Source organism: Mesorhizobium sp. NZP2298 (genome assembly GCF_013170825.1).
Classification (GTDB): Bacteria; Pseudomonadota; Alphaproteobacteria; order Rhizobiales; family Rhizobiaceae; genus Mesorhizobium.
The window spans coordinates 4,678,908-4,700,485 of the sequence record NZ_CP033365.1; the positions used below are offsets into that span (position 1 = coordinate 4,678,908).

Below are 21,578 nucleotides of genomic sequence, written 5' to 3' on the forward strand. Positions count from 1 at the left end.
ATAGAAAATTGTCACCATGACAAATTGGCTTCCAGATCTTAGCGCCAGCACCGGGCCGCTCTATCAACGCCTTGCGGACTCCATCGAAGCGGGCATCGACCAGGGCGTGATCGGTGCCGGAACAAAACTGCCGCCACAGCGCGACCTCGCCTACGACATCGGCGCCACCGTCGGCACGGTCGGCAGGGCCTACCAATTGCTGCGCGAGCGCGGGCTGGTGAGCGGCGAAGTGGGCCGTGGAACCTATGTGCTTGGCCAGCACGCCGACGGCGTGAAGCCGGATGCGCCCGACGTCAGCGTGGAAGGCACCCGCACCGTCGATGCGCCACAGGACAAGCTGCGTTTCGACAGCACGGCGGCACCCGATGTCGGCCAGGGCACCATTGTTGCCGATGTGCTGTCGCGCACCGCGCAAGATCATCCTCACGAGATTTCAAGCTATACGCGCGATTTTCCAACCCGCTGGTACGAAGCCGGCGCCCGCTGGCTGTTGCGAAACTCCTTCCGCCCAGCCGTCGACAGCATCGTTCCGACGCTCGGCACCCATGCCGCGGTGATGGCGGCGATCGCCGCACTCACCACGCCCGGCGACTACGTCGCCTTCGAACACCTCACCTATTCGCAGATTTCCCGCAGTGCCGGGTTGATCGGCCGGCGCACCGCGCTGGTGGCATCGGATGACGAAGGTCTTGATCCCGAGGATTTCGAGCGCGTCTGCGCGCAAAAACATCCCAGGATGATCTTCCTGATGCCGACTGCCAAGAACCCGACGCTGGTGACGCTGTCGGCGGCGCGCCGCGAGGCAATTGCGGGGATAGCGCGCGAATACAATGTCGTCCTGATCGAAGACGACCTCTACGGCAACCTCACCGACGACCCGACACCGCTGCTTGCCGAATTCGCGCCCGAACGCACCATCGTCGCCAGCGGCCTGTCGAAATCGGTGGCGGCCGGGGTGCGCGGCGGCTGGCTCTCCTGCCCCCCCGCCTATCGCCATCGTATCCGTGTCGCCCACAAGATGATGACCGGCGGCATGCCGTTCCTGCTGGCGGAGGTGAATGCCCGTCTGGTGCTCTCAGGCCAGGCCAGCGAAATCCGCAAGCGCAGCATCGCCGAAATCGGCGCCCGCATCGCGATCGTGCGCGAGACGCTGGCCGGCTTCGCGTTCAAGTCACACGACAAGGTGCCCTTTGTCTGGCTGACTTTGCCCGATCCATGGCTTTCCGGCACCTTCAAGAATGCCTGCCTCGAGCACGGCGTGCTGATCGACGACGAGGACGAATTCAAGGCCGGCCGCTCCGAACAGGTCTTTCACGGCGTCCGCTTCGGCGTTTCGCAGCCGAGACAGCGCGGCGATGTCGCCGATGGCGTAGCGGTTCTGCGGCGCCTCCTCGATGAGGGCCGCGCCGGCTACGACAGCTTCTCCTGAGAGAGGCGGGCTCGATCAGCCTTCGGCCTTGAAGTTGGCTGCTTCCTTCCTGGCCTTGTCCTTCCCGTGCTTTTCAGCCAATTCCTTGGCCTGCCCTGGCGAAACGTCCGTGGTCTCGGCAATATGCATCGCCTCCTTGTCCGAGAGGCGATTGTCTTTCTTGCCTTGCTTGGTAGCCATGGTCCGGATCTCCTGTAATGGTCGCAGACCCAACGGCCGGGGCGCCATAGCGTTCCCCATTTGGCTTTGCATTCCTCATGGCGATCTCGCCGGTGACCACTGGCACGGAGGGCGCCTGCACGGACCCTGATGCGGCTTACCCGGTCATCACCTTGTTGCTTTCTGTCTTTTTCCTCGCTCAACGGGTGTATCGGCCGCAAAGCTTGCGATATGAGGGGACTCAAAATCCCCGCTCCATGGACATAAATCGCCGCCCATGACCATTTCCAATTCCGTGCCGATCACCCCAGAGCTCATTGCAGCGCACGGGCTGAAGCCCGATGAGTATCAGCGCATCCTCGACCTCGTCGGACGCGAGCCGAGCTTCACCGAGCTCGGTATCTTTTCGGCGATGTGGAACGAGCACTGTTCCTACAAATCCTCCAAGAAGTGGCTGCGCACGCTGCCCACCACCGGGCCACAGGTCATCCAGGGCCCGGGCGAGAATGCCGGCGTGGTCGACATTGGCGACGGCGACTGCGTCGTCTTCAAGATGGAAAGCCACAACCACCCCTCTTTCATCGAGCCCTACCAGGGCGCGGCGACCGGCGTCGGCGGCATTTTGCGCGACGTCTTCACCATGGGTGCACGGCCGATCGCGGCGATGAACGCGCTGCGCTTCGGTGCGCCGGACCATCCCAAGACCAGGCATCTCGTCGCCGGTGTGGTTTCGGGCGTCGGCGGCTACGGCAATTCCTTCGGCGTGCCGACGGTCGGCGGCGAGGTCAATTTCGACGCCCGCTACAACGGCAACATCCTGGTCAACGCCTTTGCCGCCGGTCTCGCCAAGACCAACGCCATCTTCCTTTCGGAAGCCAAGGGCGTCGGCCTGCCGGTCGTCTATCTCGGCGCCAAGACCGGCCGCGACGGCGTCGGCGGCGCCACCATGGCGTCAGCCGAATTCGACGACAAGATCGACGAGAAGCGCCCGACCGTGCAGGTCGGCGATCCCTTCACCGAAAAATGCCTGCTGGAGGCCTGCCTCGAACTGATGGCCTCGGGCGCCGTCATCGCCATCCAGGACATGGGCGCTGCCGGCCTCACCTGCTCGGCGGTCGAGATGGGCGCCAAGGGCGACCTCGGCATCGAGCTCGACCTCGACAAGGTGCCGGTGCGCGAAGAACGCATGAGCGCCTATGAGATGATGCTGTCCGAAAGCCAGGAGCGCATGCTGATGGTGCTGCGCCCCGAGAAGGAAAAGGAAGCCGAGGCGATCTTCCACAAATGGGGTCTCGACTTCGCCATCGTCGGCAAGACCACCAACGATCTGCGCTTCCGCGTTCTGCATCAAGGCGACCAGGTCGCCGACCTGCCGATCAAGGATCTCGGCGACAAGGCGCCGGAATATGACCGGCCATGGATCGAGCCGAAGAAGCCGGCGCCGCTTGCCGCCAATGACGTTCCGCAGGCCGATATCGCGGACGCGCTGCTGAAACTGCTCGGCGGACCGGATCTGTCGTCGCGCCGCTGGGTGTGGGAGCAGTACGACACGCTGATCCAGGGCAATTCGCTGCAGCTTCCCGGCGGCGATGCCGGCGTGGTGCGAGTGGAAGGCCATGCGACCAAGGCGCTCGCCTTTTCGTCCGACGTGACGCCGCGCTATTGCGAGGCCGATCCCTATGAGGGCGGCAAGCAGGCGGTGGCCGAATGCTGGCGAAACCTGACCGCCACCGGGGCCTTACCGCTGGCCGCCACCGACAACCTCAATTTCGGCAACCCGGAACGGCCCGAGATCATGGGCCAGCTGGTCGGCGCGGTGAAGGGCATCGGCGATGCCTGCCGCGCGCTCGGCTTTCCGATCGTGTCCGGCAATGTCTCGCTCTACAACGAGACCAACGGCCAGGGCATCCTGCCGACACCGACCATTGGCGGCGTCGGCCTGATACCAGACTGGTCGAAGATGGTGCGGATCGGCTTTGCCGCGCAAGACCAAATGATCCTGCTGGTCGGCGCCCCCGCCGCCTGGGGAACGCATCTTGGCCAGTCTGTCTATTTCAGGGACATCCATGGCCGCACGGACGGTCCGCCGCCGCCGGTCGACCTCGCTCATGAGAAGCGTGTCGGCGACCATGTTCGCTCGTTGATCGCGTCCGGCATCGTCACGGCGGCACATGACGTTTCCGATGGCGGCATCGCCGTGGCGCTAGCCGAAATGGCGATGGCGTCTGGCATCGGCGCGACCGTTCCCGGCCTTGTCGGGACGGATCCGATCCCGGTCTGGTTCGGCGAGGACCAGGGCCGCTATCTCCTGACGCTGTCGATCGACCCGCATGGCGAGGAATGGGACGCCATCCGCAAGCAGCAGGGCGAACTCGGCATCTTCGCGCCGTGGATCGGCTCGACCGGTGGCGATGCGCTGAAGCTTGGCGACGCCAGGGCAATCCCTGTCAGCGACCTGACCGCCGCCCACGAAGGCTGGTTCCCGCGCTTCATGGACCAAGCCAGTTGAGCACACTGGCTGGCCGGGCGCTGCTCGCAGTCGTCTTCTGGCCGTCGCTGTTCTTCTTCTGGTTTCTCGGGCCGTTCGTCTTCTTCCTGCTGTCGACGACATCGAGCGAAGTTTGCCCCAGGCTGGAAACGCGCGCCGAATTCCTTGACGCTGCCAATGGCACGTTTCCGATGCTGGCCCTGCAGACCCTCCTTTATGCCGTTCCGATCGCCTGCCTGGTGCTCTGGAGCCGGCTTTTGCCGGATCCAGCCCGGACGAGGCACATCGTCACCTGCATCAAGCTTTTCGCCGTCGCGGCCGTCATGGGAGCCCTGTGGGAATATGGCTCTTCGCTGGTCTGCAATGGTTACGGCCAACCGTTCTTTTCGCCCGCCTGGCAAATGACCGCCTATCTGCCGATCGCCAATCTGGCGGTCAACCTCCCCCTCTACGTGCTGGTCTTCAGCCTCGGCCGCGCCTTCTCGATGCGCGAAGACGACCCTGCGGCCGACGCGAACCGTCCGGACGAAAATGCGGCCTAGGCGACAATCGCGCCAGTGCCGACGGAACGGCTTCAATCCCGGCCGGAAAGGCTTTAGGTTTACCCCGACTCTCATCGCACGGGCGCGTGGCCGCCCGCCCGAAACAGGAATTCTGCAATGGCAATGGACGCCCGCGACATCGAAAAACTGATCAAGGACGGCATACCTGATGCCCGCGTAACGATCCGCGACCTCGCCGGCGATGGCGACCATTACGCGGCCGAAGTCGTCGCCGAGAGCTTTCGGGGAAAAAGCCGCGTCCAGCAGCACCAGATGGTCTATGACGCGCTGAAGGGCAATATGGGCGGCGTGCTGCACGCCCTTGCCCTGCAGACCAGCGTCCCCGACTGAGGCAGTTCCAGCCAATACCCGCTTGGCCCAATACGGCCCATCCTTTGCGCCATTTCGGCCATGGCGCGGCTAATGTCTTGTTTCGGGCAACCTATGGGTTTATCTGAAAGACATGCTTCGAGCCTGACTCCCACAGGCGTGAAAGGATGTTCCATGAGCGGTATCAACGACTACATCGACAATGAAGTGAAGGGCAACGACGTCGTCCTTTTCATGAAGGGCACGCCCGGTTTTCCGCAATGCGGTTTTTCCGGCCAGGTTGTCCAGATCCTCGACTATATCGGCGCCGACTACAAAGGCGTGAATGTCCTGGACTCGGCTGAACTGCGCCAGGGCATCAAGGACTACTCCAACTGGCCGACGATCCCTCAGCTCTACGTCAAGGGCGAATTCGTCGGCGGCTGCGACATTATCCGCGAGATGTTCCAGGCCGGCGAGTTGCAGACCTTCCTGGTCGAGAAGGGCGTGAGCGTCAAAGGCGCCGCCTGATTTCGGTTTCCAGGTCCGTCGTAGCGACCGCGCTGAGTATCGGGTAGCCCCACCTCGGCAATTTTTATGTCACGATATCGGGACCAACGAGCCAATGCGCCGGCCCGCCGGCGCATTTTTGCTTTGGAGCGTTTCACCGTTTCATGGAAACGGCGAACCGCTCCAACTCTTTGTTTTGACGCAATTCCGGACGGAAAACCGCCCACACTTTTCCTGGAATTGCTCTAGAAGATCGGACTTGCCGTGGATCAGCAATCATCAGCGCCGCAATCGGCAAGCAAACTGCCTATTCCGCGCTGGGAGTTCATTGCGCTGTGCGCAGCGCTGATGGCGCTGAATTCTCTGGCCATCGACATCATGCTGCCGGCGCTGCAGCAGATCGGCGCCTCGCTCGGCGTCGAGAATGAAAATCACCGGCAATATGTGGTCACCGCCTACATTCTGGGTTTTGGTGGCGGCCAACTGTTCTTCGGACCGATATCGGATCGTTTCGGCCGCCGCTCGCCGCTTGTCGCGGGCCTGATCATCTATGTGGCGGCGGCTGCGGCGGCAGCCATCGCGCCGAGCTTTGAAACCCTGCTGATATGTCGTGCCGTGCAAGGCATTGGCGCGGCCGCCACCCGCGTCATCGCGGTCTCGATCGTGCGCGATACATTCGACGGCCGGCGCATGGCCGAAGTCATGTCCCTGATCTTCATGGTGTTCATGGCGATACCGGTCATCGCGCCCGGCATCGGCCAGTTCATCATGCTGTTCGCGACCTGGCACTACATCTTCGTCACCATGGCCGTCGGCGCGCTGATCGTGTCGGCGTGGTCGCTGCTGCGTCTGCCTGAAACGCTGCGCCCCGAATATCGCCGGTCCCTGACGGTCTCCTCCGTCGTCGGTGGATTCCGCATCGTGCTCACCAATCGCATCGCGCTCTGCTATGCCTTTGCCAGCACCTTCGTCTTCGCCGCCATGTTCGGCTTCATCGCCTCGGCGCAGCAGATCTATGTCGACATCTTCCATGTCGGCGAGATGTTCCCGGTCATCTTCGCCGGTGTCGCGGGCGTGCTCGCCTTCTCCAATTTTCTGAACTCACGCCTTGTCGGCCGTATCGGCATGCGCCGGCTGTCGCAGGGCGCCCTGCTTTTGTTTCTGGTCATCAGCCTGGCCTGGCTGATCGTTTCGCTGGAAATCAAGATGCCGCTCTGGCTGTTCATCACCTTCTTTGCCAGCGCCATGCTTCCCTTCGGCGCGCTTGGCGCCAATTTCAACGCATTGGCCATGGAGCCGCTCGGCCAACTGGCCGGCACGGCGTCATCCATCCTGGGTTTCATGCAGACGTTTCTCGGCGGCATTCTCGGCACGCTGATCGGCCAGGCGTTCAACGGCACGGTGACGCCGCTTGCCGCCGGCTTCTGCAGCGTCTCGGTCGCGGCGCTGCTAATGATCCTGATCGCCGAGCGCGGCAAGATGTTCCAGCCGCACAACCCACCCGTTTCAGGCCACATCACCGACCTGCACTAGATCCTGCCGTCTGCCGCAGGAATTAATCCTACTCGGCCCACAGTTCGCGGCGCAGTTCCCGCCAGCTCTCCTTGTCGGGAGCGACCAGCAGGCCGCCGCCGACATGCGACGGCAGGTAAGGACTGCCGTCGAAGCGCGCGGCATGGCCGCCGGCTTCGGCATGGATCAGCGCACCGGCGAGATGATCCCAGGGCATCAGCTTGTTGTAGACGACGAAATGGCCATGGCCGCTGGCCAGCAAGCGGTATTCGTGGGCGGCGCAGCGGTAGTTGAACTGCGACAGCGTCTTGGTCTGGTTGCAGGCCAGTCGCGTGCGGTCCGGCTCGGCCATGTATTGCCATGAGACCGCGCCGGTCATCTCGGAGATCGGCACACTTGCGGCAACCCGCACCCGCTCCAGGGTACCATGGGCATGGCGGATATGGCTGCCGGCGCCCTTGGCGCCGATCAGCCAATCCTTGCCGACCGGATCGTGGATGATACCGGCGACCGTTTCCCCCTTGACCACGACGGCAAGCATGACACCAAACAGCGGCACACCGGAGGCGAAATTGAAGGTGCCGTCGACCGGATCTATGACGAAAGCCAGATTGGCATCCCCCAAACCGTCGAGCAGCGCCGGGTCGTCGGAACAGGCTTCCTCGCCGACAACCATGGCTCCGGGATAACGCTGGCGCAGCCTGGCGGTGATCAACCGCTCGGCGTTGACGTCCGCTTCCGTCACCAGATCGGCGGCGGAGGTCTTCTGTCTGATGTCGCCATCGCCCAGCCGGCGAAAGTGGGGCATGATTTCGGTGTCGGCCACCTCGGCCAGCAGGCTGGCCAGCCAGTCGATCGCGTTGTCGTCAAATGTCATCTGAAGCGTCTTGTCCTGTGATGAGGGTCTGGTTCAGCGCGGCGAAGTCGAAAAGTTTCCTGTCGAGCAGATGTGACGGCCTGGCGTTGGACAGCGCGCGGATCATCGTGTCCTTGCGGCCGGGCATGCGCTTTTCGATGTCTTCCAGCATCGCCTTCATGGCGTTGCGCTGGAGGCCTTCCTGGCTGCCGCACAGGTCGCAAGGGATGATCGGGAACCGCATCGCCGCGGCGAATTTTTCGAGATCGATCTCGGCGCTGTAGCTCAGTGGCCGCAGCACCATGACGTCGCCTTCGTCATTGAGCAGCTTTGGCGGCATGGCGGCGAGGCGGCCGCCATGGAACAGGTTCATGAAGAAGGTCTCGAGAATATCCTCGCGATGATGGCCGAGCACCAGCGCCGAACAGCCCTCCTCCCGCGCGATGCGGTAGAGATGGCCGCGCCGCAGCCGCGAGCAGAGCGAGCAATAGGTGCTGCCCTGCGGCAGCTTGTCGGTGACGACGGAATAGGTGTCCTGGTACTCGATGCGGTGCGCAATGCCATTGGCGTTGAGGTAGTCTGGCAGGATGTGCTTGGGAAAATTCGGCTGGCCCTGGTCGAGATTGCAGGCCAGCAACTCGACCGGCAGCAGCCCGCGCCATTTGAGATCGAGCAAGATGGCGAGCAGGCCGTAGGAATCCTTGCCGCCCGACAGCGCGACCAGCCAGCGCTGGCCCGGCTCCACCATCGAAAAATCCTCGATCGCCTGGCGGGTCAGCCGCAGCAGCCGCTTGCGCAATTTGCTGAATTCGACCGAGGATGGCACATCGGCGAACAGCGGATGCGAGCCGCCTTCGGCGACCGGTTCAAGCGTCTCGATGTCTGGCAGCATATTCATGGCGCAGCGGCCCCGGAGATGTGACGTCCGCCCGGATTAGCGCATCGGCCGGAAAATCGAAACGGCAAAGCGGGATGCCAGAAACAAAAAGGCCGCCTCGAGGGCGGCCTTTCAGATATCGCAGAAAGCGTTCGCTTAACGCGAATAGAATTCGACGACCAGGTTCGGCTCCATCTGGACGGCGAACGGAACGTCCGCCAGGCCGGGAATGCGCGAGAAGGTCGCGACCATCTTGTTATGATCGGCTTCGATGTAATCCGGCACGTCGCGCTCGGCGAGGCCGACCGATTCCAGGACGATGACCAGCTGCTTCGACTTTTCGCGCACTTCGATGACGTCGCCCGGCTTGCAGCGGTACGAGCCGATGTTGACGCGCTTGCCGTTGACGTTGACGTGGCCGTGGTTGACGAACTGACGGGCCGCGAAAATGGTCGGCACGAACTTGGCGCGGTAGACGACCGCGTCGAGACGCGATTCGAGCAGGCCGATCAGGTTCTCCGAGGTGTCGCCCTTGCGGCGGTCCGCCTCTTCGTAGACCTTGCGGAACTGCTTTTCCGAAACGTCGCCATAGTGACCCTTCAGCTTCTGCTTGGCGCGCAGCTGCAGGCCGAAATCGGAAAGCTTGCCCTTGCGGCGCTGGCCATGCTGGCCGGGACCGTATTCACGCTTGTTGACCGGGGACTTCGGGCGGCCCCAGATGTTTTCGCCGAGACGGCGGTCGATCTTGTATTTCGCGGATTCGCGCTTGCTCATCGCATTCCCTTTCAAAACAACACACCCGGCACCTCATGGTCCGGGTGAAGGAAACGCGCCCTCCTCTGGCCTCCGTTTTCGAGACCTGACAGGGTTTTCCCACGCAACGCGGCGGAAAACCCACGGGACACGTCAGTTCAAACAAAACCAGAAACAACCAAGGCAACCGGTCTTGCGCATATAAAACAAACACCGGACATCGCTGCCCGGCGTTGGCGGCTGGTTAAACCGAGATTTAACCGGTGTCAAGCTTCCGTCTAGCTTGTCATTGGCGCAACCATATAAGGTTGACGACGTTGAGCAATGCCGGATGTGGCGGGAGGTTTTTACGCCAACGGCACCAGGAAGGGACTGGAGCTAGAGGAGTTCAGTTAGCATGAAGAAGTTCTTCCTTACCCTGGCCGGTGCCGCGGTACTGGCCGGATCGATGGCGGTTGCGCCGGAGCCGGCGATGGCCCGTCATTGGCACGGCCACAAACAGGTCTGCCGGGTCATCGTCAAGAAGAGGGTGGTGTGGCGGCACGGCCATCGCAAGGTGATCGTGCAGAAGGTGCGGCGTTGCCACCGCTGGTAAGGCGGACAAAGCAGTAATCCGAGAGGGCCAGCGAACTGTCGCTGGCCCTTTTCATTCAATGAGTGCCGGAGCGTGGCTTCAAACCCTCAATCCTTGGATTTTTCAATCCTTGGATTTTTTCTCCGGCAGCCCTTTGCGCTTCGTCTCGGCGAATTCCTCAAGCTGTTGTTCGCTCATCGATTCGTACATTTCGCGTGAGGCGCCTTTGAGTTCGCTCTTACTGGTCTCGCCGCGCTTGGCGGAGAGCGCGGCGCCGGCGGCTTTCTGCTGGGCTTTCGAGGTGGCAGGCATGACGGTTTCTCCTTTTCTGTCAGGACAAACGCCGTGCTTCGGCGGCAGTTCCAGCGCCGATGGCCCAGTTCCTCGTCCGGATCAGGCGACCGGCTTTGGCGATTTCGTTCGCAGCCTTCCCGTGTCCGGAACTCCAGTGTAGGACGGCTGAATGAAGTCTCTGACTGACCCCTCACAAGCTCTCTCCTCTGGCCTGACGAAAATCCGCACCGAATTCCACGTGCCGGCTGGATTTCCGGTTGACGTAATGGCCGCGGCGGACGCGGCGGCCAGACGTGTGCCGAACCAGCATGCAGATCGAACTGACATGCCCTTCGTCACGCTCGATCCAGCAGCCTCCACCGATCTTGACCAGGCGTTCTCGATCGAGGCGAGCGGCGGCGATCTTCTGCTGCATTATGCCATTGCCGACGTGGCCTGGTTCGTCGAAGACCGCGACGCGATCGATCTCGAGGCCTGGACGCGGGGCGAGACGTTTTATTTGCCGGACGGCAAGGCCGGACTCTACCCGCCGGTACTTGCCGAGGGTGCGGCGAGTCTGTTGCCGAATGGACCGCGTCCAGCTGTTGTCTTCACCGTTCGGGTGGCTGAGGACGGTGCGGTGAAATTGGACGGCGCGGAACGGGCAATCATTCGAAGCCGCGCGAAGCTCGCCTATGACAGCGTGAAGGCTTCCGACGTTCCGGCCGGCTTCGCTGAAATGGCGCGGCGCATGGCGATGAACGAACAACGTCGTGGCGCGTCACGCGTCGACCCACCCGAGCAGGAGGTTGAAAGGCTCGCCGATGGCACATTCCGGCTGTCCTTCAGACCGCTCCTGCAATCCGAACAGGACAATGCCGCGCTTTCGCTGGCTGCCAACATGGCGATCGCCGACGCCATGCTTGCGCACAAGACCGGGCTGTTCCGCGTGATGTCCGGGCCGGACGCGTCCAAGGTGCAGAGACTTCGCAACGCGGCACAGGCGCTCGGTCTGTCCTGGCCGGCCTCAACCAGCCTGCGCGACTACCAGCGCACGCTCGATCCGGCTGACCCGAAACAGGCGGTGTTGATGCTGGAAATCCGCCGCGCAGGCAACGGCGCGTCCTACCAGCCCTACCAGGAAGGTGTCGTTCCCTGGCATGAGGCGATGGCCGCGACCTATGCCCACGCCACCGCGCCGCTCAGGCGGCTGGCCGACCGCTATGTCGTGCGCTGCGCACTGGCAATCGCCAACGGCCAGCCCGTGCCGCAGGTCGTCACCGATGCGTTCACCAAATTGCCGAAGGTGATGGGACGTGCGGATAGCCGCGCTTCGCAGATCAACCACGCGGTCATCGACCTTGCCGAGGCGGTCATGCTCAGGGGACGCGAGGGGGAAACGTTCAAAGCCGCAGTCACCGACTTCGTCGACCATGGCGTACGCGTTCAGCTTGCCGACATACCAGTCGTTGCCACGGTGAAGGCCACCGGGTTCAGACAGGGCGACAGTCTGACGCTAAGGTTGGCCTCGGCCGATCCGGATCAACGCAGCATCGTCTTCGAACCTGTTTAAGCGGCGGACGTTTCCACCACCAGTCCAAAGCCCTGCATCAGCCGGCTGACGGCGAAATCCGCCTTGCCTGAGGTGAAGACCGCGATATCGGGTTCGCCTTGCGGCAGCGCCCCATCGACGAGCGGCAGCAGTGAAAGCGCTCGCCGGGCGATCGCTTCGGCCGGATCTATCCAGTCGACCGGCCAGGGCGCGGTCTTGCGCATGCGATTGACCAGGAACGGATAATGCGTGCAGGCGAGCACGACGATGTCGGTCCGCATGCCGTCACGCTCGATGAAGCAGGGCGCGATCTCGGCCCGCACGGCCTCCTCGTCGACAAAGCCCTCGCGCATATAGACTTCGGCAAGCCCCGCCAGCCTGTCGCTGCCGACCAGGCGGACATGGCATTTCTGCGCCCACTTGCTGATCAGGTCGCGTGTGTATTGCCGCTTCACCGTGCCCGGCGTCGCCAGCACCGAGACCAGGCCCGAGCGCGTGCGCTCCGCCGCCGGCTTGACCGCCGGCACGGTACCGACGAAGGGATGGCCGGGAAATCTGTCGCGCAACGCATCGATCACCAACGTCGAGGCGGTGTTGCAGGCGATGACGGAAATGACTGGCTCAAACCGATCGAGCAGCTTGGCGAACAGCTCCAGTATATGGGTCCTCAGAGCCGGTTCTTCCCAGGCGCCGAAAGGAAACGCCGCATCGTCCGCGACATAGATGAAGCGCCGGTCCGGCATCAGCACGCGCGCCTCGCGCAGAACGGTCAACCCGCCGACGCCGGAATCGAACATCAGGATCGGCTGGTCAGTCATTGTCGGTTCCCTTGCCGCCCAGCGGCGGCGCGTCCTCATCGTCGCCGGCAGGCCGGCGGGCCAGGCGTTCGGCCTCTGCCTTTCCGGCGCGCGCGGCAGCCGGAAGCCGCCTTGGATCATCGCCCGGCGAACCATCGCCGCGCGGCATCGCCGGCGAGAACCTGTCGAGGGACGAGATGATGCCGCGCAGCACCTTGAGTTCCGGCTCGGCAAAGCCGGCACGCGTCAGCACGGCACGCAGATTGTCGACCATTTTCGGTCTCTTCGGCGCTGGCCGGAAATAGCCGCGCGCTTCCAATGCGCCTTCGAGATAGGCGAACAGACCGTGCAATTCTTCCTTGCTGGCCGGCTTCATCTCCGGCCCGGTGAAATTGGTCTTGGTCTCGTCCTCCAGACCCGACTTCATCCACTCATAGGACATCAGCAAGGCCGCCTGGGCGATGTTGAGCGAGGAGAAATCGGGATCGACGGGAAAGGTGACGATCTCGTCGGCAAGCCCGACTTCGTCATTATAGAGGCCGAAGCGCTCGCGGCCGAACAGGATGCCAGTGCGCTGCCCCATGCTGTGACGGGTCCTCAGCACCCTGCCCGCCTCGACTGGCCCGCGCACGGCCTTGAAGCCGTCGCGCTGCCTGGCGGTGGTGGCGAAAACGAAATTCAAATCGGCAAGCGCCGAGGCCAGATCGTCGAACACTTTCACGGCGTCTATGACATGGTCGGCGCGGCTGGCGGCGGCACGCGCCTTCTCGCTCGGCCAGCCGTCGCGCGGATTGACCAGGCGCAGTTCGATCAGGCTGAAATTGGCCATGGCTCGTGCAACCATGCCAATGTTCTCGCCAAGCTGCGGCTCGACCAGGATGATCGCCGGGCCGGCGGATGGGTTATTATCGGGATCTTTGGTGACGGGCATGATTGTCAAAGAACTGCTGTTTGCGGCATTTCAGCGTCCCCTGCCATATTCGGCCGCGAAAATGAAGCATTCGCAAATGACGACGGCCATTGCCTCGCATTCGTGACCGATCGCCGTTTGCGCGGCCAAAAACCCTTTGATATACGGGCGGCATCTCCCGGCCGAACGCCACGCGGGCAAGGCCGTCCCATATCCCAGCAACGAGGCATTCTTTCCATGGCGAAGATCAAGGTGGCGAACCCGGTCGTCGAACTCGACGGCGACGAGATGACCCGCATCATCTGGCAGTTCATCAAGGACAAGCTGATCCACCCTTATCTCGACCTGAAGCTCGAATATTACGACCTCGGCATCGAGCACCGCGACGCCACCAACGACCAGGTAACGATCGATTCGGCCAACGCCATCAAGAAGTACGGCGTCGGCGTGAAATGCGCGACGATCACCCCCGACGAACAGCGCGTCGAGGAATTCAAGCTGAAGAAGATGTGGAAGTCGCCGAACGGCACCATCCGCAATATCCTTGGCGGCACCATCTTCCGCGAGCCGATCATCATGAAGAACGTGCCGCGCCTGGTGCCCGGCTGGACCAAGCCGATCATCGTCGGCCGTCACGCCTTCGGCGACCAATACCGCGCCACCGATTTCCGCTTCCCCGGCAAGGGCAAGCTGACGATCAAGTTCGTCGGCGAGGACGGCCAGGTGATCGAGCACGACGTGTTCGATGCGCCCGGTGCCGGTGTCGCCATGGCCATGTACAATCTCGACGAGTCGATCCGCGAGTTCGCCCGCGCCTCGCTGAATTACGGCCTGCTGCGTAACTATCCGGTCTATCTCTCGACCAAGAACACCATCCTCAAGGCCTATGACGGCCGCTTCAAGGACATCTTCCAGGAGGTCTACGAGGCTGAATTCGAGGCAGAGTTCAAGTCGAAGAAGCTGTGGTATGAGCACCGGCTGATCGACGACATGGTGGCCTCCAGCCTGAAATGGTCGGGCGGCTATGTCTGGGCCTGCAAGAACTATGACGGCGACGTGCAATCCGACACGGTGGCGCAAGGCTTCGGCTCGCTCGGCCTGATGACCTCGGTGCTGATGACGCCGGACGGCAAGACGGTGGAAGCGGAAGCCGCGCACGGCACCGTCACCCGCCACTATCGCCAGCACCAGAAGGGCGAGGAAACCTCGACCAATTCGATCGCCTCGATCTTCGCCTGGACGCGCGGCCTCGCGCACCGCGCCAAGCTCGACGACAATGCCGAGTTGAAGCGCTTTGCCGAGACACTGGAAAAGGTTTGCATCCAGACGGTCGAGAGCGGCTTCATGACCAAGGACCTGTCGCTCTTGATCGGCCCGGACCAGCCCTGGCTCTCGACCACTGGCTTCCTCGACAAGATCGACGAGAATTTGCAGAAGGCGATGGCGTAAGTACTCGCAGCTCCACACGCCGAAGGCTCCGAAAGGAGCCTTCGTTTTTTGGGCCGATGAAAGCGACGAAGGGCCGGCAGCATGCCCAAGCCAATCCTCTACGGCGCGGACTACAGTGTCTATGTGCGCATCGCGCGAATGACGCTGGAGGAGAAAGGCGTCGACTACGAACTCGTGCCGCTCGATGTCTTCGCCGCCGACGGCATCCCGGCCTGGTATCTGGAGCATCACCCGTTCGGCCGCATCCCGGCCTTCGAGCATGACGGGTTTCGGCTCTTCGAGACGAATGCGATCGCGCGCTATGTCGACGAGGCCTTCGACGGCCCGGCGCTGCAATCCGCCGACGCGCGCGGCCGCGCCAGGATGGGCCAGATGACAGGCATGCTCGACGCCTATGGCTACCGCGCCATGGTTTGGGACGTCGCCGTCGAGCGGCTGGAAAAGGCAGAACCGGATGAGAGGCTGATCGCTGGCGGCCTGAGTCAGGCACAGACGGTGCTGAAAGTGCTGACCTCGCTCAAGGCGAACGGACCTTGGCTGCTCGGCGACCAGTTGACGCTGGCAGACCTGCATGCCGCACCGGTCATTGCCTATTTCGTCAAGGTTGCCGAAGGGCAAGATTTGCTGGCACGGTTCGCGGACATCGAGGACTGGTATGCGCGCATCGCCGCCCGAGCGAGCTTCGCCAGGACCGAAAAGGCAGTTTGAGCGGCCCGCCAGACGAGCTAAGGCGAAGGACTAAAACCCTATCTCGGGCTTGGTGACCATCAGCCACAGGATGGCAAGCACGGTGGCAAAAGCCGGGAAGCCGCACACAAACCAGATGCGGAACAGACGCCTTTCCTCAGGCGGCAGCGGCACGTTTTCGATGGCCGCCTGCCGCGCCAGGTTGCGGATGCGAATCTGAATCCAGACCACCGGCAGCCAGAACAGGCCGGTCACGACATACAGCAGCAGGGACAGCACAATCCAGCCTTCGGACAGCGGCCAGCCTATGGCCCGCGCCAGCAGCACGCCGGTGATCGGCTGCACAATGACGGCGGTTGCCGTAAAAATGGCATCGGCGATGACGACCGTGCCCGCGACATGGGCGACGAGGTCGGCGCGGCCGGTGCGTTGCGCCATGAGCATGAAGAAGGCGATGCCGGCGCCGGTGCCGAAGAGAACCGTGGCGCCGATGATATGCGCCCAGCGCAAAGTGTCGGCCCAGAGGCTCATCGCTCGTCCAAAATTGCCAGCGCCACCAGGACAAGGCAAAGCGCGGGTACCGCCTTGACCATTGCACCTAGCGGATCGAGCCACAGATCGGGCGCAAGCGCGGTTGCCGCGCCAACATAGGCCAAGGTGATGGCAAGCATCCCCATCAGCGCGAGGCGCGCCGAGGGCCGCATCAGGACAGCGGCTCCGACAACGATGTCCGCAATGCTTCCAGCAAGAACCAGTCCGAGCGCGAAGGCGGGCGACAGGCCATGAGAGACCAGAATGTCGGCCGCCGCATCCTGTCGAGCCAGGCCGACGATGCCGGAAACCAGCCAGAACAGCGAGAGCACGCCGAACACGACTGGTTTCAGCAGCCAGAGGCGGGCGAACCATCGCTCCTGGACGTGGGCAGGCATGGCGGCCAGCGTCGCTTCCAGAGGCTGAAGCGGATGGCCGCTTACATCGTTCCAGGGTCCGGCATTGCCGGTCACGCCACGCGCCAGCGCGACAAGGGCTGCGCTGCGCAAAGGCGATCGCCAACCAAGCAGGCCAAGGCCGTCCGCAATGACGGCGGCAAGCCGGCCGACAATAGCCGGCATCCGCACGACGCGGGCCGGCGGCAGGCCAAGCCATGCCCGAAAGGTTGAGAGAACATCAGTGAGCGATCGGGCCTCGGTTTCAACGAGATCGATCGCAAGGCGCGGCGGCAGAGATCCGGCAACCGCGCGCGAGACTGCCTCGGCGACGTCCGTTACCGACACAGTCTGGATCGGCTGGCGCGCCATGACGGCAGGGACAAAAACGGGAAAGGCCGCGAGGGCGCGCAAAAGTGCGGTCCCGCCATAAGCGGCCGGTGCGATCACCAGGCCCGGTCGCAAGATCGTCCACTCTAGCGAAGAGCCTGTGACGGCCTTGTCGCCTTCCGCCTTGGTGCTGAAGAAAGCATCCGATGAGGCAGGGTCGGCACCGATCGCCGAGATCTGCACAAAACGGCGCACGCCGGCCTGCTCGCAGGCCGCCACTAGCGCTACCACCGAGCCGCGATGAATGGCGTCGAGGCGGTCGCGTGGGCCGTCCTGCAAGGCGCCCGCGGCGTTGACGACCGCGCCCATGCCCGCAACCATCGACAGCCAGTCTTCAGCGGCAAGCAGTTTCGACATGTCCGCTGCGATCCAGCGAACCGCCGGCCGACGCCGACCGGCATCCCCGACATCGCGACCGAGACCGGTCACATGATGACCGTCGCGAAGCAAACGGCCAATGACGGCGTCCCCGATCAAACCATAGCCGCCGAGGACGAGAATTTTCATGTCTCGGCTTTCAGGCGGCTTCGAGTGCCGCCCTGACCGCCGCGATCGCATCATTGGCCTTCGAGGCGTCAGGGCCACCGGCCTGGGCCATATCGGGCCGACCGCCGCCGCCCTGACCGCCCAAGGCGGCGGAGGCCACGCGCACCAGGTCCACAGCGCTGAAGCGACCGACGAGGTCATCGGTCACCGCTACCACGACGCTTGCCTTGTTGTCCTCGCCGGCGCCGACGAAGACGACGACGCCGGAGCCGAGCGATGTCTTGCCGGCATCGGCCAGCGGCTTCAGGTCCTTCGGCGACACGCCCGATACCGCCTTGCCGAGGAAGCCTATGCCCGCGACGGTCTCGTTCTCCGAGGGCGCGCCGGCCGCGGCACCGCCACCCAACGCCAGCTTCTTGCGCGCTTCCGTGAGTTCCTTCTCGAGCTTCTTGCGCTCCTCAAGCAAAGCCTCGACGCGCGCCGGCACGTCGGCGGGCGAGATTTTCAGCACGGCTGCCGCCGTCTTCAGACGCCGATCCTGCTCATCGAGATGTTTTCTGGCCGCCTCGCCGGTCAGCGCCTCGATGCGGCGCACGCCGGCGGCAACCGCGCTGTCGGAAACGACACGCACCAGACCGATATCTCCGGTTGCCCTGACATGGGTGCCGCCGCAGAGTTCGACCGAATAGGGCCGGTTGGCCTTGGTGCCGTGCAGCCCGGTGCCCATCGACACGACACGCACTTCATCGCCATACTTCTCGCCGAACAGCGCCATGGCACCCTCCGCAATGGCGTCGTCGACCGACATCAGGCGCGTGGTCACCGGGCCGTTCTGCACAACGATTTCGTTGGCTATGCGCTCGACCTCTTCGAGTTCCTCGGCCGAGATCGGCTTGTTGTGCGAGATATCGAAGCGCAGGCGCTCCGGCGCGACCAGCGAGCCCTTCTGCGCGACATGGGTGCCCAGCACCTCGCGCAGCGCCTCATGGATCAGGTGCGTGGCGGAGTGGTTGGCGCGCAGCCTGGAGCGCCTGTTATGGTCGACCTTGAGCTCAACGGCGGCGCCCGTCTTGACCGTGCCGCTCGCAACCTTGCCCAGATGCACGAACAGCCCATCCGCCTTCTTCTGCGTGTCCGAGATCTCGATCGAGAAGCCTTCGCCCGAGATGACGCCGGTATCGCCCATCTGGCCGCCGGACTCGCCATAGAATGGCGTCTGGTTGACGACCACCGCGACCGCGTCACCCTTGCCGGCGCTGTCGACGGTCTTGCCGTCCCGGACCAGCGCTTGGATGAGGCCTTCCGCAGCTTCAGTCTCGTAACCGAGGAATTCGGTGGCACCGGTCTTTTCGCGCACCGAGAACCACACCGTCTCGGTGGCGGCCTCGCCGGATCCGGTCCAATGCTTGCGCGCCTCGGCCTTCTGCTGCTCCATCGCATTGGTGAAGCCGGCAAGATCGACCGAGATGCTGCGCTGGCGCAGCGCGTCCTGCGTCAGGTCGAGCGGGAAGCCGTAGGTGTCGTAGAGCTTGAAGGCCGTCTCGCCATCCAGCATGTCGCCAGCATGCAGCGTTTCCGTCGCCTCGGAGAGCAGGCCGAGGCCGCGCACCAGCGTCTTGCGGAAGCGCGTCTCCTCGAGCTTCAGCGTCTCGGTAATCAGCTGTTCGCCGCGCAACAATTCGGGATAGGCCTGGCCCATCTCGCGCACCAGGGCCGGCACCAGCTTCCACATCAGCGGCTCATTCGCGCCGAGCAACTGCGCGTGGCGCATGGCGCGGCGCATGATGCGGCGCAGCACATAACCACGGCCTTCGTTCGACGGCAGCACGCCGTCGGCGACCAGGAAGGAGGACGAGCGCAAATGATCGGCAATGACGCGGTAGGACGCCACCGTTTCGGCATCCGGCGCGCGCCCAAGCGCGGACGACGCCGCATCGATCAGATGCCGGAACAGGTCGGTCTCGAAAACGCTCTCCACGCCCTGCAGGATGGACGCCATGCGCTCCAGGCCCATGCCGGTGTCGATCGAGGGACGCGGCAGGTCGATGCGCTCCTCCTTCGTCACCTGCTCATACTGCATGAACACCAGGTTCCAGAATTCGAGGAAGCGGTCGCCATCCTCTTCCGGGCTGCCGGGAGGCCCCCCCCAGATGTGCTCGCCACGATCGATGAAGATTTCCGAGCACGGCCCGCAAGGACCGGTGTCGCCCATCGCCCAGAAATTGTCCGAGGTCGGGATGCGGATGATGCGATCGTCCGAGAAACCGGCGATCTTCTTCCAGAAGCCCGCCGCCTCATCATCCGTGTGGTAGACGGTGACCAGCAGCTTGTCCTTCTTTAGCCCGAACTCCCTGGTGATCAGGTTCCAGGCAAGCTCGATGGCGCGCTCCTTGAAATAGTCGCCGAAGGAAAAGTTGCCGAGCATCTCGAAGAAGGTCAGATGACGCGCGGTGTAGCCGACATTGTCGAGGTCGTTGTGCTTGCCGCCGGCTCGAACGCTCTTCTGGGCAGTGGTGGCACGCGAATAGGACCGCTTCTCCAGGCCGGTGAAGACGTTCTTGAACTGCACCATGCCGGCATTGGTGAACATCAATGTCGGATCGTTGCGCGGCACGAGCGGGCTCGAGGCGACGACCTCGTGGCCCTCCTTGCGGAAATAGTCGAGAAATGTCGACCGGATCTCGTTCACGCCACTCATGACTGCTGCCTTTTCGCGAAAACCGCCGGCGCGGCCGGCGGAAACTGGTCTCTGCTTTCCAGAAATAGATTTGGCCTTTTAGCGGGCACGCCCCAGCCTGTCCAGAAACACGGAATTGGGCCAATCCACGAGCTTGCCAGCCGTCCGCGCTATCCAAAACGAAAACCGCCGGCGCGAAGGCCGGCGGTTTTGAACGCGATACTACAGAACTCAGTTACTTAAGCTTCAGATCATAGACCGGATTATGGCCGAACTCCGGCAATTGCCCTACATCGCGCCGGCTTCGTCCTCAAAACCGTCGTCGCCATTGCCCTCGGAGCCACCATTCTCGAGGAATTTCTCGGCGATCAGCCCGGCATTCTGTCTCAGCGCCAGTTCGATCTCGCGCGCGGTATCGGGATTGTCGCGCAGGAACAGTTTTGCATTTTCGCGGCCCTGGCCGAGACGCTGCGAATTGTAGGAGAACCAGGCACCCGACTTCTCGACCACGCCGGCCTTGACGCCGAGGTCGACCAGCTCGCCGGTCTTGGACACGCCCTCGCCATACATGATGTCGAACTCGACCACCTTGAAGGGCGGCGCCAACTTGTTCTTGACCACCTTGACGCGGGTCTGGTTGCCGACGACCTCGTCGCGGTCCTTGACCGAGCCGATGCGGCGGATGTCGAGGCGCACCGACGCGTAGAATTTCAGCGCGTTGCCGCCGGTCGTGGTTTCGGGCGAACCGAACATGACGCCGATCTTCATGCGGATCTGGTTGATGAAGATGACCATGGTGTTGGAGCGCGAGATCGAAGCGGTCAGCTTGCGCAGCGCCTGGCTCATCAGGCGGGCCTGCAGGCCCGGCAGCGAATCGCCCATCTCGCCCTCGATTTCAGCACGCGGCGTCAGCGCCGCGACCGAATCGACCACCAGCACGTCGATGGCGCCGGAACGCACCAGCGTGTCGCAGATCTCCAGCGCCTGCTCGCCAGTGTCAGGCTGCGAGATCAGCAGGTTTTCAAGATCGACACCGAGCTTGCGGGCATAGACCGGATCGAGCGCATGTTCGGCGTCGACGAAGGCGCAGATGCCGCCCTTCTTCTGGGCTTCGGCCACCGTATGCAGCGCCAGCGTCGTCTTGCCCGAGCTTTCCGGCCCGTAGATTTCGATGATGCGGCCGCGCGGCAGGCCACCGACACCAAGCGCGATGTCGAGGCCAAGCGACCCGGTCGGTACCGTTTCGATCTCGACGACCTGCTCATTCGCGCCGAGCCGCATGATCGAGCCCTTGCCGAAAGCCCGCTCGATTTGCGACAGCGCCGCATCCAGAGCCTTTGATTTGTCCACTGCCTTATCCTCTACAAGCCGCAAAGAATTCTGAGCCATGATACATCACCCCTTGGTCGTCAATGAAGGCCG

21 protein-coding genes are annotated in these 21,578 nt (G+C 63.2%); 10 read left to right on the forward strand and 11 right to left on the reverse strand.

Features of this window, described 5'->3' with window-relative positions; translation table 11 throughout:
- Window positions 1–16 precede the first annotated feature (16 nt).
- Complete coding sequence (locus EB231_RS22730; RefSeq protein ID WP_172350797.1) at window positions 17–1,429, forward strand: aminotransferase-like domain-containing protein; 1,413 nt, start codon at window positions 17–19, stop codon at window positions 1,427–1,429.
- 15 nt (window positions 1,430–1,444) lie between these two features.
- Here the strand turns inward: EB231_RS22730 and EB231_RS22735 are convergent, their stop codons facing one another.
- Window positions 1,445–1,609 (reverse strand): hypothetical protein, encoded by a 165-nt coding sequence (locus EB231_RS22735; protein ID WP_172350798.1) that lies wholly within the window; start codon window positions 1,607–1,609, stop codon window positions 1,445–1,447.
- A gap of 256 nt (window positions 1,610–1,865) precedes the next feature.
- On the opposite strand from EB231_RS22735, the gene purL reads away from it, so the two are divergent.
- The 5 genes from purL to EB231_RS22760 all read left to right on the forward strand — a co-directional run bounded on the left by purL (window position 1,866) and on the right by EB231_RS22760 (window position 6,970).
- A complete protein-coding gene (gene purL, locus EB231_RS22740; protein WP_172350799.1) occupies window positions 1,866–4,097 on the forward strand; it encodes a phosphoribosylformylglycinamidine synthase subunit PurL in 2,232 nt (743 codons plus the stop codon).
- Complete coding sequence (locus tag EB231_RS22745; RefSeq protein WP_172350800.1) at window positions 4,094–4,618, forward strand: hypothetical protein; 525 nt, start codon at window positions 4,094–4,096, stop codon at window positions 4,616–4,618. Before purL ends, EB231_RS22745 begins: the two co-directional genes overlap by 4 nt.
- A 117-nt stretch (window positions 4,619–4,735) precedes the next feature.
- On the forward strand, window positions 4,736–4,969 hold the full coding sequence (locus EB231_RS22750; protein WP_056562227.1) for a BolA/IbaG family iron-sulfur metabolism protein: 234 nt from the start codon (window positions 4,736–4,738) through the stop codon (window positions 4,967–4,969).
- Window positions 4,970–5,122: 153 nt separating this feature from the next.
- Window positions 5,123–5,458 carry a Grx4 family monothiol glutaredoxin gene (grxD, locus tag EB231_RS22755; RefSeq protein ID WP_013895877.1) on the forward strand — a complete coding sequence of 112 codons (336 nt, stop codon included), beginning with the start codon at window positions 5,123–5,125 and terminating at the stop codon, window positions 5,456–5,458.
- Between the two features lie 243 nt (window positions 5,459–5,701).
- Window positions 5,702–6,970 (forward strand): multidrug effflux MFS transporter, encoded by a 1,269-nt coding sequence (locus EB231_RS22760; protein ID WP_281411401.1) that lies wholly within the window; start codon window positions 5,702–5,704, stop codon window positions 6,968–6,970.
- A 28-nt stretch (window positions 6,971–6,998) separates the two neighbouring features.
- Here the strand turns inward: EB231_RS22760 and EB231_RS22765 are convergent, their stop codons facing one another.
- The 3 genes from EB231_RS22765 to rpsD form a co-directional block, all read right to left on the reverse strand.
- A complete protein-coding gene (locus tag EB231_RS22765) occupies window positions 6,999–7,826 on the reverse strand; it encodes an inositol monophosphatase family protein (RefSeq protein WP_172350801.1) in 828 nt (275 codons plus the stop codon).
- The gene (gene ttcA, locus EB231_RS22770; protein WP_172350802.1) at window positions 7,816–8,703 is read right to left on the reverse strand and encodes a tRNA 2-thiocytidine(32) synthetase TtcA; all 888 of its coding nucleotides are present in this window, start codon (window positions 8,701–8,703) and stop codon (window positions 7,816–7,818) included. The genes EB231_RS22765 and ttcA overlap by 11 nt, the downstream gene beginning before the upstream one ends.
- Before the next feature lie 135 nt (window positions 8,704–8,838).
- Entirely contained in the window at window positions 8,839–9,456 is a 618-nt protein-coding gene (gene rpsD, locus EB231_RS22775; RefSeq protein WP_010909086.1) for a 30S ribosomal protein S4, read from the reverse strand.
- A 376-nt stretch (window positions 9,457–9,832) separates the two neighbouring features.
- Here rpsD and EB231_RS22780 point away from each other — a divergent pair, with 376 nt between their 5' ends.
- The gene (locus EB231_RS22780) at window positions 9,833–10,030 is read left to right on the forward strand and encodes a hypothetical protein (RefSeq protein WP_140767832.1); all 198 of its coding nucleotides are present in this window, start codon (window positions 9,833–9,835) and stop codon (window positions 10,028–10,030) included.
- A gap of 102 nt (window positions 10,031–10,132) precedes the next feature.
- Here the strand turns inward: EB231_RS22780 and EB231_RS22785 are convergent, their stop codons facing one another.
- On the reverse strand, window positions 10,133–10,321 hold the full coding sequence (locus EB231_RS22785) for a DUF3008 family protein (RefSeq protein ID WP_172350803.1): 189 nt from the start codon (window positions 10,319–10,321) through the stop codon (window positions 10,133–10,135).
- Between the two features lie 151 nt (window positions 10,322–10,472).
- Between EB231_RS22785 and EB231_RS22790 the strand changes: the two genes are divergently transcribed.
- On the forward strand, window positions 10,473–11,855 hold the full coding sequence (locus tag EB231_RS22790; protein WP_172350804.1) for an RNB domain-containing ribonuclease: 1,383 nt from the start codon (window positions 10,473–10,475) through the stop codon (window positions 11,853–11,855).
- Here the strand turns inward: EB231_RS22790 and murI are convergent.
- Together murI and EB231_RS22800 are read right to left on the reverse strand one after the other, a co-directional pair.
- Complete coding sequence (murI, locus tag EB231_RS22795; protein ID WP_172350805.1) at window positions 11,852–12,652, reverse strand: glutamate racemase; 801 nt, start codon at window positions 12,650–12,652, stop codon at window positions 11,852–11,854. The two genes, EB231_RS22790 and murI, sit on opposite strands and share 4 nt — an antisense overlap.
- On the reverse strand, window positions 12,645–13,562 hold the full coding sequence (locus EB231_RS22800) for an RNA methyltransferase (RefSeq protein ID WP_172350806.1): 918 nt from the start codon (window positions 13,560–13,562) through the stop codon (window positions 12,645–12,647). The genes murI and EB231_RS22800 overlap by 8 nt, the downstream gene beginning before the upstream one ends.
- 216 nt (window positions 13,563–13,778) lie before the next feature.
- Here EB231_RS22800 and EB231_RS22805 point away from each other — a divergent pair, with 216 nt between their 5' ends.
- Together EB231_RS22805 and EB231_RS22810 are read left to right on the forward strand one after the other, a co-directional pair.
- Window positions 13,779–14,990, forward strand: coding sequence for an NADP-dependent isocitrate dehydrogenase (locus EB231_RS22805; protein WP_172350807.1), 1,212 nt, complete (start codon window positions 13,779–13,781; stop codon window positions 14,988–14,990).
- 81 nt (window positions 14,991–15,071) lie between these two features.
- Complete coding sequence (locus tag EB231_RS22810) at window positions 15,072–15,698, forward strand: glutathione S-transferase family protein (RefSeq protein WP_172350808.1); 627 nt, start codon at window positions 15,072–15,074, stop codon at window positions 15,696–15,698.
- A 30-nt stretch (window positions 15,699–15,728) separates the two neighbouring features.
- On the opposite strand, the gene EB231_RS22815 is transcribed toward EB231_RS22810, so the two are convergent.
- From EB231_RS22815 to recA, 4 genes are all read right to left on the reverse strand, one after another.
- A complete protein-coding gene (locus EB231_RS22815) occupies window positions 15,729–16,208 on the reverse strand; it encodes a DUF2269 family protein (protein WP_172350809.1) in 480 nt (159 codons plus the stop codon).
- Complete coding sequence (locus EB231_RS22820; protein ID WP_172350810.1) at window positions 16,205–17,500, reverse strand: SDR family oxidoreductase; 1,296 nt, start codon at window positions 17,498–17,500, stop codon at window positions 16,205–16,207. Before EB231_RS22820 ends, EB231_RS22815 begins: the two co-directional genes overlap by 4 nt.
- A 10-nt stretch (window positions 17,501–17,510) precedes the next feature.
- Window positions 17,511–20,177 carry an alanine--tRNA ligase gene (gene alaS, locus EB231_RS22825; protein WP_172350811.1) on the reverse strand — a complete coding sequence of 889 codons (2,667 nt, stop codon included), beginning with the start codon at window positions 20,175–20,177 and terminating at the stop codon, window positions 17,511–17,513.
- A 267-nt stretch (window positions 20,178–20,444) separates the two neighbouring features.
- Window positions 20,445–21,545 carry a recombinase RecA gene (gene recA, locus EB231_RS22830; RefSeq protein ID WP_013895892.1) on the reverse strand — a complete coding sequence of 367 codons (1,101 nt, stop codon included), beginning with the start codon at window positions 21,543–21,545 and terminating at the stop codon, window positions 20,445–20,447.
- Window positions 21,546–21,578 lie beyond the last annotated feature (33 nt).

What these genes read in the sequence shown, in the direction of transcription:
- EB231_RS22750 (WP_056562227.1), top strand. Translation starts at nt 4,736, where the DNA reads ATGGCAATGGACGCCCGCGACATCGAAAAACTGATCAAGGACGGCATA.
- grxD (WP_013895877.1), top strand. Translation starts at nt 5,123, where the DNA reads ATGAGCGGTATCAACGACTACATCGACAATGAAGTGAAGGGCAACGAC.
- EB231_RS22780 (WP_140767832.1), top strand. Translation starts at nt 9,833, where the DNA reads ATGAAGAAGTTCTTCCTTACCCTGGCCGGTGCCGCGGTACTGGCCGGA.
- rpsD (WP_010909086.1), bottom strand. Translation starts at nt 9,456, where the DNA reads ATGAGCAAGCGCGAATCCGCGAAATACAAGATCGACCGCCGTCTCGGC.
- EB231_RS22815 (WP_172350809.1), bottom strand. Translation starts at nt 16,208, where the DNA reads ATGAGCCTCTGGGCCGACACTTTGCGCTGGGCGCATATCATCGGCGCC.
- EB231_RS22735 (WP_172350798.1), bottom strand. Translation starts at nt 1,609, where the DNA reads ATGGCTACCAAGCAAGGCAAGAAAGACAATCGCCTCTCGGACAAGGAG.
- EB231_RS22765 (WP_172350801.1), bottom strand. Translation starts at nt 7,826, where the DNA reads ATGACATTTGACGACAACGCGATCGACTGGCTGGCCAGCCTGCTGGCC.
- murI (WP_172350805.1), bottom strand. Translation starts at nt 12,652, where the DNA reads ATGACTGACCAGCCGATCCTGATGTTCGATTCCGGCGTCGGCGGGTTG.
- alaS (WP_172350811.1), bottom strand. Translation starts at nt 20,177, where the DNA reads ATGAGTGGCGTGAACGAGATCCGGTCGACATTTCTCGACTATTTCCGC.
- EB231_RS22790 (WP_172350804.1), top strand. Translation starts at nt 10,473, where the DNA reads ATGAAGTCTCTGACTGACCCCTCACAAGCTCTCTCCTCTGGCCTGACG.
- EB231_RS22800 (WP_172350806.1), bottom strand. Translation starts at nt 13,562, where the DNA reads ATGCCCGTCACCAAAGATCCCGATAATAACCCATCCGCCGGCCCGGCG.
- EB231_RS22785 (WP_172350803.1), bottom strand. Translation starts at nt 10,321, where the DNA reads ATGCCTGCCACCTCGAAAGCCCAGCAGAAAGCCGCCGGCGCCGCGCTC.
- EB231_RS22730 (WP_172350797.1), top strand. Translation starts at nt 17, where the DNA reads ATGACAAATTGGCTTCCAGATCTTAGCGCCAGCACCGGGCCGCTCTAT.
- recA (WP_013895892.1), bottom strand. Translation starts at nt 21,545, where the DNA reads ATGGCTCAGAATTCTTTGCGGCTTGTAGAGGATAAGGCAGTGGACAAA.
- EB231_RS22810 (WP_172350808.1), top strand. Translation starts at nt 15,072, where the DNA reads ATGCCCAAGCCAATCCTCTACGGCGCGGACTACAGTGTCTATGTGCGC.
- EB231_RS22805 (WP_172350807.1), top strand. Translation starts at nt 13,779, where the DNA reads ATGGCGAAGATCAAGGTGGCGAACCCGGTCGTCGAACTCGACGGCGAC.
- ttcA (WP_172350802.1), bottom strand. Translation starts at nt 8,703, where the DNA reads ATGAATATGCTGCCAGACATCGAGACGCTTGAACCGGTCGCCGAAGGC.
- purL (WP_172350799.1), top strand. Translation starts at nt 1,866, where the DNA reads ATGACCATTTCCAATTCCGTGCCGATCACCCCAGAGCTCATTGCAGCG.
- EB231_RS22820 (WP_172350810.1), bottom strand. Translation starts at nt 17,500, where the DNA reads ATGAAAATTCTCGTCCTCGGCGGCTATGGTTTGATCGGGGACGCCGTC.